Consider the following 11,640-nt stretch of genomic DNA (forward strand, 5'->3'; position numbering starts at 1 on the left):
GAGGGTCGATATTTGGCCGAATGACGCCGGTGTCCAACTGGCCCATGCCAGGGGCGCATTCGGCTTTCGCGCGCGTGCACCCGGACCCCGCCCCGTGCGCCGTTGTCGTGGCAGCATGTCTCCCACCGGAACGGACGTGGAGGCGCCGATGCGATGGCTGGTGGGCTGGAGCAGCGTCGCCGCGAGCTTCGCAACGACGACCGGCACGCGGGCGGGGTCGGTGAGCGGCTCGTACGGCGGTGGGTACGGCCGGCGGAGCTCGTACGACGGCGGGTACGAGAGCGGCCACGGCGGCGGCTACGGCGGCGGGTACGAGAGCGGCTACGACGGCGGCTACGGCGGCGGGCACCGCGACGGGTCCGGCGGCGGGCACCGCGGTTCCTCCCCCTCCGCCGCCACCGAGGGGCGCGCGGTGCAACCGGTGGGCGCACAACTCCTGTGGGGCGACCCCGATCCGCTGTGGGCGGTCGGCGACTGGCGCCCGGACGAGGTGCGGGTGGTGGCCGTCGACGACCACACCCGCCTCGCCGTCCTCGGCTGTTGCGGCGCGAGCGACGAGGAGCTGCGGATCGGCCTGCTCACCGCGCGCGGGGGCGCGCTGCGGCACCTCACGGCTTGGCCGGGCAGCTACACGGCGGTCGTCAAGGCCGGCCGCCGCGTCACCGTCACGGGTGATCTCGCGGGCGCCCGGCCGGTGTTCCACACCCCGTGGCAGGGCGGCACCGCGTACGCCACCGCCGCCCTGCCGCTCGCCGACCTCGTCGAGGCCCAGCTCGACATCGGCCATCTGGGCGCGCTGCTCGCCTGCCCCGAGACCCCGGAGGCGCTGCGCGACTCCACCCCGTACGAGGGAGTACGGCGGGTGCCGCCCGGCCACGCGCTGATCCTCCGGGAGGGCTCGCGAGAGATCACCGGGTACGAGCAGGTCGCCTCGCTCGCGGTCGCGGCGGCCCAGACCGACCCCCGGCAGGCCGTCGACGGGGTACGGGACGCCCTGATCGAGGCCGTACGCGCCCGGCTCACGGCCCCACGGCACGCGCCGGAGACCTCGCTTCCCGACCCGGGCCCCGTCCCCGGCATGGGGCCCGCCGACCGGCGTGCGGCCCGGGGCGCGGGCCCGGCGCCCGGCATCGGCGCCGACCTGTCCGGCGGCAGCGCCTCCGGCACGCTCGCGCTGCTCGCGGCAGGGCTCCCGGGAGTGCCCGGCACGATCACCGGACACGGCACGGGCGCGGGGGAGCGGCTGCTCGCCGTCACCTTCAACGACCTGGTGACACGCACTGGTTCGGGCCGTGCGGACGAACTGAAACGGGCCGGGGAGATCGCGGCCGACCCGCGCCTGCACCACGTGGTCGTCGCCGGGGGCGAGGAGGCGCTCCCGTACGCCGTTCTCGACGGGCCGCTCACCGACGAGCCGGGGCCCGCGCTCGTGACGGCCGAGCGGCACCGGAGACGGCTCGCGGGCGGCAGCGCCGACCACTTCACCGGCATGGGCGCCAAGCAGGTCCTGGACGCGCACCCGGCCCGCCTTGCCGACCTCCTGATGGACCGCAGGCGCCGCTCGCTCGTGCGTCCCGTGACGGCCCTCGCCAAGGCGTCGGGGCCGTCGGCGGGTTCGCTGCTCGTGCCGCTGACGGTGTACCGGGCGGCGCGGAAGCTGGCGCGCACCCCCTACCGGGCCGGCCTGGAGTCGGCGGCCCAGCGGGTCCTGGAGGCGAACCGCACGGCGCCGGACGGCTTCGGCCCCCTGGAGGCGTCCCTCTCCGCGCTCGCCTGGTCGCGGCCGGGGCCGGCGGCGCGGTGGCTGACGGGGGAGGCGCTGGCTGAAGTATCGGTTCGCCTGAACCGGGCGGCGACCCTGCCGACCTCCGTCCAGCGTCCGGGCGAGGCACGCGCGCGTGCGGCCCTCGCTCGTGCGGCGGCCGACCACCGGGTCCTGGAGCAGGCCGCCGAGATCCGCGGCCAGCGCCTGCACGCCCCCTTCCTCGACAACCAGGTCGTACGGGCCTGCCGCCACCTCCCGGAATCGCTCCGGGTCCAGCCGGACGCGCGCGCGGGAGTCCTCCGTACGGTTCTCTCCGGCGCGGGCGTCCACGACCTCCCGCCCGGCTGGGGCGCCTCCCACCCCGCGGTCCCGGCCGCCGCCACACGCGCGGGGCTGCGTGCGGCGCTGCCCGACCTCCTCGCCCTCTTCGACGCCCCGCTCCTCGCCGACGCCGGCCTGATCGAGGCCCGTGTGGTCCGCAAGGCCCTCCGCGCGGCGGCCGAGGGCGAACCGGTCCCCCTGGACGGCCTCGCCGACCTGGTCTCCACCGAACTCTGGCTCCGCCGCCTCATGTCCCGCCGAGGCTCCTGCTGGACCAACACGACGGAACCCCGCGCCCACCGAGCGGTCCAGGGCCCCCTGATCCCGGCGTCGAGGTCGCTGCCGGCGTAAGGGGCGGCCCGACACGGGCAGGGTCGTCCCCGACCTCGTCAGGAGCAGCTGATCCGCGAGTCGGCCCAGTCGGCGACCGCGGCGCGCCCGAACGGCGTGTGCTCCTCGACCACGAGCCGGAGCGTGCCGCGGCCGGTGATGTCGACGTGCACCGGGATCGGCGGGTCGCCCGGCCGGACCACGCCGGACCGCCAGAGCCGCTCCTCGTCCCCGTACACGGAGAAGCGGACACCGCCGAGGCCGAGCGGGGCGCTCAGGTCGTCGACGCCGACGACCGCGTCGTAACCCGTGCACCGCCGGTTGAGGTCGATGAACAGCGACGACGGGGCCTGGACGCTCACCCCGTGCGCGTACGGCGTGCCGCCGATCGAGAGGCCCTCGCGCTGCCACATCCAGCTGCTGTCGGAGAGGGCGACCTCGGGCTTGGTGCCGTCGCCGAAGATGCCGTACTCCAGCTCGTTGACCTGATAGACCGACGGCGGCGCGGGCGGGGGTTTCGGCTTCGGCTTCTGCGAGGGCTTCTCCGGGCTCGGTGTCGGCGTCGGCGCGGGGGTCGGCGAGGGGGGAGGCGGAGGGCTCGGCTTCGGCGGCGCCGGCGCCGGTGACGGCTTCTCGGGACTCGGCGTCGGTGAGGGCTCAGGGGGATTCGGCGTGGGGGCCGGCTCGGGCGCTTCGACCGTCACCGGCAGGGGCGGCGGTACGGGCTTCGGTGGCGGCGTCGGCTTCGGCGGGGGCGCGGGCTCCGCCGGTACGACGGGGGTGACGACCGGCTGCGTCGGCTTGGGCGCGGCCACGGGCTGGGGATCGCCCACCATGGCCCAGACGAGCCCGGCGGCCGCGGCGACGGCCATGGCGGCCGCGAGGGCGGCCTTCGCGGGTGCGCCGAGCCCTTCGGCGGCGGCCCCCCCGGAGGCAGCGCCACCGGAGGAGCCCGAGGCGGCGGCCGCGGCACCCGCACCGGCCGCGCCTACCGCGCCACCGGCGACGACACCGGCGGCCTTGAGCGAGTAACCGGCGGCGAACCAGCCGATGACGGCGATCGGCAGCAGGGCGGGGATCCCGGCGTTGACATGGGCCAGCTCACCGGCGGCGAGCCGGCACCTGGCGCACTCGTCGAGGTGCTTGCGCAGTCCGCGTTCGGCGCGCATCCGCAGGCCACCGCGCGCGTAGGCGCCGAGCCGGTCCGCGTACCTGGCGCAGTCGCCGCCCGCCGTCAGGGACTGGCTGACGTGCGCCTGGAGGTACGCCTGCTTGAGTCCCTCGCGGGCGCGGCTCGCGAGCACGGCCGTGGCGTTGGCGGTGAGCCCGAAGAGCGGGGCGACCTCGCTCGGCGACTCCTCCTCGACGGTGGTGTGCCACAGGACGGCCTGCCAGCGCTCGGGCAGCGAGCGGAAGGCCTGCATGGCGAGCGACTGCTCGGCGTCGTGCATGGCCCGCACCTCCGCGCCGAGGTCCATCGTGTCCTGGTCGGACACCTCGGAGGAGCGTGCGGCGTCCGCCGCGAACACGGCGAAGTCCTCGACGAGGTGTTCCCGCTTCTGGGTCCTGGCCCAGTTCGCCGCGACCCGCCGGACGGTGGTCATGAGGTAGGCGCGCACGGCCTGTTCGGGCCCGGCGCCGCCCCGTACCGCCTGGAGGGTACGGGCGAAGACCTCGGCGGTGAGGTCGTCGGCGGTGTGCGCGTCCCGGCAGCAGGTCCTGGCGTAGCGGCGTACGGCCTCGGAGTGGCGGCGGAACAGCTCCTCGTACGCGGAGCCGTCGCCGTCCCGCATGAGCTGGACGAGCTCCGAGTCGGAGGGCGGCAGCTCGACGGGCGGCGGGAGAACGGAGCCGTGCTCGTCGCCCTCGTCCCCGGCCCCGCCCCAGGCATCGTCTCCTGACGGCGGTGCCGCGCTTCCCGCCCCGGCGCCGTCCTCTGACGGCGGTCCCGCAGCCCCGGCGTCGTCTCCCGACGGCGGTCCCGCGCTTCCCGCCCCGGCGCCCGTCGCCCACCCGTACGCCTTGCCCTCGCGCTGCGGCGGCACGCTCGCGTCCAGCAGGTCCGCCGCCGTGTCCGGCGCGCCGGGAAGGCCTCCCGGCCCGCCCTGACTCGGTACCACCTGCCCCGGGGGCAGGCCCCCGGTCTCGGCGGTGCCGCTGTCGCCCAGCGGCTCGTCCCGACCGTCACCGCTCATCGCGGAAGCCCCCGTACGCATGCTCAGACCGAACAGCGGCCAGCCTGCCACAGAGCGCGGGCACGCCGGAGCGCCGCGTCCACTTACCACTCGTCCGGGGCGACTTCACGGATCCGGGCGCAACCGCTCGCACGTTCGTGTCATGCTCGTCGGTCCGCCCGGACCACGAAACGCCATCACCGCACACGCGGAATCCCGTGAACGCGGAACCCGTGAACGCGGCGACGCGGTTCCCCGAGCCGGGACGAGCGAGACCTACCGGGAGCGCAACCCCTCGAGCAGGATGTCGAGGAGCCGGGTCGAGGCCGCCGCCTGCTGCACCGCGTCCGGCAGGGCCGGGGCGGCGGTGGCGATGACGAGCAGGACGTCCGCCACGGTCACGTCGGCCCGCAGCTCACCCGCCTCCCGCGCCCGGTCGACGAGCCGCCCGACCACCTCGAGGAGCTCCGCCGCTCCCGCGTCGTCCCGCTCCTCGGCCGGTACGGCGCGCGGCGACACCACCCGTGCGTCGGCCGGCTCGGCGACACCCCGCTGGTACGGCACCCGGGCCGCGTCGTCCGCGTCGTCACCGAAGGACGGCACCGCGGCGTCGTCCACCCGCACCCGCAGCACCTGCGGCGGAAGGAGACGCCCCGCGCCCGAGGCCACCGAGGTCCGCAGGAACCGGGAGAGCGCCGACCACGGCTCCTCCTCCTGGCCCAGCGCGGTCCGCGCCTGCTCGGTCAGCCGGGAGGTCTCCTCCTCGGCTATGCGCCGCACCAGCACGTCCTTGCTGGGGAAGCGCCGGTAGACGGTGCCGACGCCGACACGGGCGCGGCGCGCCACGTCCTCCATCGGAGCGCCGTAGCCGAGCTCGCCGAACACCTCACGCGCGGCGCGCAGGACATGCTCCAGATTGCGCTGGGCGTCCACCCGCAGCGGCGCGGACCTGCCGCCTGTCACCACCGGTGCGCCGTTGCGCTCGGGGCCGACGGCGCCCGCGTGGAGGCCGCCGTCCACGGTCGCCGTGCCGGCGCCCGTCTGCCATCGTGAATCCTGCATCTGCATAAGCGTTCCCCCGCTCATGATGTCTCCCCCCGGAGACTCCCCGCCCTGACACGGGGCTCCGGCCGGTGAGCGCTTCGGTCCACGCGCTCCCCTCCGACACCCCGATGAACTACGAACATAGTTGAGTCCGGGTCAATTCAGAAGGGGGAGTTCCGTACGGTGCGCCCCCCGATCGGAGCAAGGACCGGAACACTCCCGATTCCGACCCGCCCTCGGGCCCGTTCCGGCCACCCTGACCTGCGCCGTTTCCCCCGCGCCCGACCGGCGCGCCACCCCACGCCTCCGTACCCTTCCGGTCACACAATTTGTCGAGGCTGTGGACAAACCACGGACGGGGGGTGCGTCATGGGACAGTGACCGAACCTGCGCGCATTCTCGTCGTCGGCGGTGGCTACGTCGGCATGTACACCGCGCTGCGCCTCCAGCGGCAGCTCAGGGCCGAGCTGAGAGCCGGCGCGGCCGAGATCGTGGTGGTCACCCCCGAGCCGTACATGACGTACCAGCCGTTCCTGCCCGAGGCCGCGGCCGGTTCGATCTCCCCGCGCCATGTCGTCGTGCCGCTCCGCAGGGTCCTGGACCGCTGCCGGATCGTCATCGGCGAGGTCCGGTCCGTCGACCACGCCAAGCGGACGGCGTCCCTCGCGACCCTCGCCACCGCCGAGGAGGGCACCGGCACCGTCGACCTCACCTACGACGAACTGGTCATCGCGCCCGGCTCCGTCTCGCGCACCCTCCCCGTCCCCGGACTCCTCGACCACGGCATCGGCTTCAAGACCGTCGAGGAGGCCATCGGGCTGCGCAACCACGTCATCGAGCAGATGGACATCGCCTCCTCGACCCGGGACCCCGGGCTGCGCGACGCCGCCCTCACCTTCGTGTTCGTCGGCGGCGGGTACGCGGGCGTGGAGGCGCTCGCCGAGCTGGAGGACATGGCCCGCTACACGGCGCGGTACTACCACAACATCAAGCCGGAGGACCTGCGCTGGGTCCTCGTCGAGGCCTCGGACCGGATCCTGCCCGAGGTGGGCGAGGAGATGGGCCGGTACGCGATCAGGGAGCTCCGCGGCCGGAACGTCGACGTACGCCTGGAGACCCGCCTGGAGTCCTGCGAGGACCGGGTCGCCGTCCTCAGCGACGGCACCCGGCTGCCCACCCGCACCGTCGTCTGGACCGCCGGCGTCAGACCGGCACCCGTCCTCGCCGCCACCGACCTCCCGCGGAACGAGCGCGGCCGGCTCCGCTGCACGGCACAGCTCGCCGTCGTGGGCGCCGCCCACGCCTGGGCCGCGGGGGACGCCGCCGCCGTACCGGACGTGACCGCGGAGGAACCCGGCGCTGAGTGCGCGCCCAACGCGCAGCACGCCGTCCGCCAGGCCAAGGTCCTCGCCGAGAACATCGCGGCCTCCCTGCGAGGCCGACCGCTCAAGGAGTACGCGCACGCGTACGCCGGTTCCGTCGCCTCCCTGGGCCTCCACAAGGGAGTCGCCCACGTCTACGGACGGAAACTCAAGGGATATCCGGCCTGGTTCATGCACCGCGCCTACCACCTCAGCCGGGTGCCCACCTTCAACCGCAAGGCCCGGGTCCTCGCCGAATGGACCTTGTCCGGCCTGTTCAAACGGGAGATCGTCTCCCTGGGATCACTGGAACACCCCCGCGCCGAATTCGAACTCGCCGCCGCACCCCCACCGGACCCCGGCCACAAGCCGTCGTCCTGACATCACTGTCAGTGCGCTCGTCCACACTGGACGTGTGACCATAGGTGGGCCCACACCTGCACAGCGTGACTCTGCACGGCACCGACACCACGAGGCATACAGATCCGTGAACTTCACCCGTTGGAGCGCCCGGCTCCCCGGCACACAGCGCCGCGCGGCGCGGGGGAGCGAAGGCTCCGTGCCCGCCGCCCGCGGTGAGTACGCGCGGCAGCTGGGGCGTCTCATCGACGACGCGGCCGACGCGGCCGACGCGACCGACGCGGTCGACGCGCCCCGGGCGACCGAGGCGTCCGGCGCAGCCGGCACGTCCGGGACCGCCGACGTCCCCGCCCTCGAGGACTTCTCCGTACGGGAGCTCCTCGGCCGTCTCCCCGGCCTGGTCGCGCTGGTGTACGGCCCGGAGCACCGCATCGCGTACGTCAACGACGCCTACGCCGCCGCCTTCGGGCACCGCCCCCCTGGCGGCACCGTCGCCGACTCCTGCCCGGAGGCGGAGGACCTCGGCCTCGGACCCCTCATCGACCAGGTGCTGCGCAGCGGCAAACCGCGCACGGTCAAGTCCCGCCGCACCCAGGACGGCGGCTCGTTCACGGTGACGTGCCTGCCGGTGGACAGCCCCCACCTGGACGGCGGCGGGGTCCTCGTCCACGCCGCGGACGTCACCGACCACGCCGAGGCCGCCGAGCGGCTGCGGGCCAGCGAGCGCCGCCACCGCGAGACCGCCGTCACCCTCCAGCGCTCCCTGCTTCCGCAGGACCTCGAACAGCCCGACGACCTGCGCATCGCGGCCACCTACCAGCCCGGTGGCACCGACGCGGCCGTCGGCGGCGACTGGTACGACGTGATCACCCTCGGCGCCGGCCGCACCGCGCTCGTCATCGGGGACGTGATGGGCCGGGGCGTGCGCGCCGCCGCCGTCATGGGCCAGCTCCGCACCGCCGTCCGGGCCTACGCGCGCCTGGACCTGCCCCCGCACGAGGTCCTCCAGCTCCTCGACGGCCTCGCCGCCGAGATCGACGCCAGCCAGATCGCCACCTGCGTGTACGCGATCCACGACCCCAGCGAGGGCAAGCTGGTCTACGCCTCCGCCGGTCATCTCCCGATCCTCGTGCGTGACGAGGACGGCACCGTGCGGTGCGCCGAGGACCCGACGGGACCGCCGCTCGGCACCGGCGGCTGGCTCCACACCTCCGGCTCCATCGCCCTGCCGCCCGGCTCGACCGCCGTCCTCTACACCGACGGCCTGGTCGAGCGCCGCCGCGAGGACATCGACGAGGGCGTCGCCGCCCTCGCCCGCGCCCTCTCCGGCGCCAGCGGCACTCCGCAGGTCGTCTGCGACCGGCTGCTCCGCTCGCTGGGGGTCACCGCCGAGCACGACGACGACGTCGCCGTCCTCGTCGTCCAGCACCCCTCCCGCACGGGCCCGGACGCGGAGCTCTTCCACAACGCCGCGCTGGAACTCCTCGGCGGAGTGGAGGCCGCTCCCCGCGCGCGTGCCTTCGCCTCGGGCGTCCTGTCGTCCTGGCGCTTCCCGGTCGAGCTGCGGGACCTGGGTGTCCTCGCCACCAGCGAGCTCGTGGCGAACTCGCTCCAGCACGGCTCCCCGCCGATGCGGCTGCGCCTGCGCCGCACGGACCGGCGCCTGATCATCGAGGTGACGGACGGGGACGACCATCTGCCGCGCCGCCGCAGGGCGGAGACGGAGGACGAGGCGGGTCGCGGTATCTCGATCATCGCGACGATCGCCTCGTCCTGGGGAAGCCGCCGCACGCCGGGCGGCGGCAAAGCGGTCTGGTGCGAGTTCGCCCTGCCCGACTAGGCGGTGGCGGTCTCCTTCTCCGGCAGGTGCTGCGCCACGACCCTGGACGGCTTCACGGCGAGCGACGGCTGGTTCTGCTCCGGGGTGAGCTGCCGGCCGAGCCGCACGGCGAGGAAGGTGATGCCGAGCGAGAACAGCACGAAGGTCACGATGTACGGACCGTGCAGGGCGGCTCCCATGGGCCCGCCCACGGCCGGCCCGACGGCCAGCGCCAGCTGCTTGACCAGGGCGAACGCCGAGTTGTACTGCCCGACCATCGACTCCGGTGCCAGATCGGCCACCAGCGGCGCCACGGTCGGCGACAGCATCGCCTCACCGAGCCCGAAGAGGGCGTACGTGGAGACGAAGGCCGCCGTCGCCATGGCCTGGCTGCCGTGCCCGAGGCCCGCGTACCCGGCGATCAGCCAGGCCACGGCCCAGATCAGGCCCACGGCCGCGATCACCCGGGACCGCTTGCGGCGCTCGACGAACCTCAGCACCAGGAACTGGGCGGCGACGATCACCGCCGTGTTGGCGGCGAGCGCCATGCCGAGCGTCGACGGCTGGATGCCGGCGGCCTCGGTGCCGTAGGCGGCGAGACCCGACTCGAACTGGCCGTAGCAGGCGAAGAAGAGGACGAAGCCGAGGACGCACAGCTGCACCATCGCCTTGTGCCCCAGCAGCGCCCGGAGACCGCCGCCCTTGGCGCCCTCGGCGGGACGGGCGTCCCGGAGCGCGGGGGAACCGGGCATCCGGACGGTCCCCACGACCGCACCGAGCACCAGGAACATCGCCGCCTCGATCGAGAACAGCAGGATGAAGCTGCCCGGCCGGCTCGTGTCGACGAGCAGCCCGCCGATCAGACCACCGACACCGAGACCCAGGTTCTGCAGGAAGAACTGCATGGCGAAGGCCCGGGTGCGGCCCGCGGGCGTCGAGCACCAGACGATCATCGTGGCGAGGGCCGGCTGCAGCACGGCCGTACCCGCACCGAGCAGCGCCGCCGCCCCCACGGCCGGCGACACGCCGGACGCGAAGCCCATGCCCACCGCGCCCACCGCCGCGAGGACCGAGGCCACGAGAAGGACGGGCACGGGCCCGCGACGGTCGATGGCCCGCCCGCTGAACGGCAGCACCACGAGCGCGGCCATGGCGAAGACGGCCAGGACGATGCCCGCCGTGGCCGCGCCCAGATCCCGCACCTGCGCCACATACACATAGAGGTACGGCACGGTGAAGCCGAGTCCGAACGCGCTCAGCGCGCTGCCTGCCTGGATACGGCGCATCGCTGCGCCCCTCGCCTTGGTCACACTCACCCACTTCGGTCGCAGGTTCAGAGGTGTACCCCTGAACCTTGAAGACTTCAACACTAAAGTTAACGGCTTAACAGTACACACCGAAGGACTTCAACGCCAACGAGACGCATGGGATACTCGCCTGCATGTCCGACAACCCCGAGCGACCCGGCCCGCAGGCTCCCCAGGAGCCGAGCCTCGACGAGCAGATCGCCGCCTACCAGCGCGAGTTCCGCGACCTCGACCCCCAGGTCGAGAAGGTCGTCTCGGCCCTCGGCCGCCTGAACCGCCGGATGAACGTGGCGTACGGACGCCAGCTCGCCGACCTCGGCATCAGCAACGCCGAGTGGGAGGTCCTCAAGACCCTGGTCCTCTCCGGAGAGCCCTACCGGCTGGGCCCCGGCGAGCTCGCCAAGCGGCTGGGCCTCACCCCGGCCGCGATGACCCACCGCATCGACCGCATGGCCGGCGAGGGCCTGGTCACCCGCGACCGCGACGAGAACAACCGGGTCCGCGTGATCGTCGAGCTCACCGACGAAGGCCGCTCGAAGTGGCTGGAGGCCATGCGCATGGCCACGGACTTCGAGGAGGACCTCCTCCAGGACCTCACGGCGGAGGAGAAGGGCGTCCTCGGCGAGGCCCTCATCCGCCTCCTCCGGCGCGTGGAGCTGACTCAGCCGGACGCCGGCGGCCGCCTGACGGACCTCGACTGAGGTCCCGAACGGGGGTTGACACCCCCCTGCCGGATGCGTAGTGTTCTCCGAGTTGTCACAGAGCCGGAACGGTTCTTCGGCGACCACTCCGCCGCTGATAGCGGCACCCCTACTCAGCACGATCTCCCCAGCGGGATGAATATCGGCATGCCGAAATTCATTTCGAAAACCTCGATTATGAGGCACCGGGGAAATCCGCTAGAGTCCGGGACGTCGGAACGGCCCAACAGCCGCGAGGACAAACCCCGCTGACTGGGAATCAGACACCGAAAGGTTCTGATAGAGTCAGAACCGCCGGAAGGGCCCGGAGCGAAAGCGAACGGGACCGGAAAGCACCGAGGAAATCGGGTCGGAAAGATCTGATAGAGTCGGAAACGCAAGACCGAAGGGAAGCCCGGAGGAAAGCCCGAGAGGGTGAGTACAAAGGAAGCGTCCGTTCCTTGAGAACTCAACAGCGT

General features: G+C 73.7%; 7 protein-coding genes. 4 read left to right on the forward strand and 3 right to left on the reverse strand.

The features are described from left to right. Window positions 1-115: 115 nt before the first annotated feature. Window positions 116-2,437, forward strand: a complete 2,322-nt coding sequence (locus ACFWV2_RS23700; protein WP_384407367.1) for an asparagine synthase-related protein — start codon at window positions 116-118, stop codon at window positions 2,435-2,437. A 38-nt stretch (window positions 2,438-2,475) separates the two neighbouring features. Here ACFWV2_RS23700 and ACFWV2_RS23705 read toward each other — a convergent pair whose 3' ends face one another. Then, complete coding sequence (locus ACFWV2_RS23705; protein WP_384407386.1) at window positions 2,476-4,611, reverse strand: sigma-70 family RNA polymerase sigma factor; 2,136 nt, start codon at window positions 4,609-4,611, stop codon at window positions 2,476-2,478. A 255-nt stretch (window positions 4,612-4,866) separates the two neighbouring features. Further along, complete coding sequence (locus ACFWV2_RS23710; protein WP_384407388.1) at window positions 4,867-5,658, reverse strand: TetR/AcrR family transcriptional regulator; 792 nt, start codon at window positions 5,656-5,658, stop codon at window positions 4,867-4,869. 353 nt (window positions 5,659-6,011) lie between these two features. Between ACFWV2_RS23710 and ACFWV2_RS23715 the strand changes: the two genes are divergently transcribed. Both ACFWV2_RS23715 and ACFWV2_RS23720 read left to right on the forward strand, forming a co-directional pair. Continuing rightward, a complete protein-coding gene (locus ACFWV2_RS23715) occupies window positions 6,012-7,376 on the forward strand; it encodes an NAD(P)/FAD-dependent oxidoreductase (RefSeq protein WP_384407369.1) in 1,365 nt (454 codons plus the stop codon). Between the two features lie 106 nt (window positions 7,377-7,482). Beyond that, a complete protein-coding gene (locus tag ACFWV2_RS23720; protein ID WP_384407371.1) occupies window positions 7,483-9,195 on the forward strand; it encodes a SpoIIE family protein phosphatase in 1,713 nt (570 codons plus the stop codon). Here the strand turns inward: ACFWV2_RS23720 and ACFWV2_RS23725 are convergent. After that, complete coding sequence (locus tag ACFWV2_RS23725) at window positions 9,192-10,460, reverse strand: MFS transporter (protein WP_384407373.1); 1,269 nt, start codon at window positions 10,458-10,460, stop codon at window positions 9,192-9,194. The genes ACFWV2_RS23720 and ACFWV2_RS23725 overlap by 4 nt on opposite strands. A gap of 155 nt (window positions 10,461-10,615) precedes the next feature. Here ACFWV2_RS23725 and ACFWV2_RS23730 point away from each other — a divergent pair, with 155 nt between their 5' ends. Beyond that, window positions 10,616-11,182 carry a MarR family transcriptional regulator gene (locus tag ACFWV2_RS23730; protein WP_360787673.1) on the forward strand — a complete coding sequence of 189 codons (567 nt, stop codon included), beginning with the start codon at window positions 10,616-10,618 and terminating at the stop codon, window positions 11,180-11,182. Window positions 11,183-11,640: the final 458 nt, after the last annotated feature.

Origin of the sequence: Streptomyces sp. NPDC058671 (assembly GCF_042716475.1) — a bacterium.
Lineage (GTDB): Bacteria > Actinomycetota > Actinomycetes > Streptomycetales > Streptomycetaceae > Streptomyces.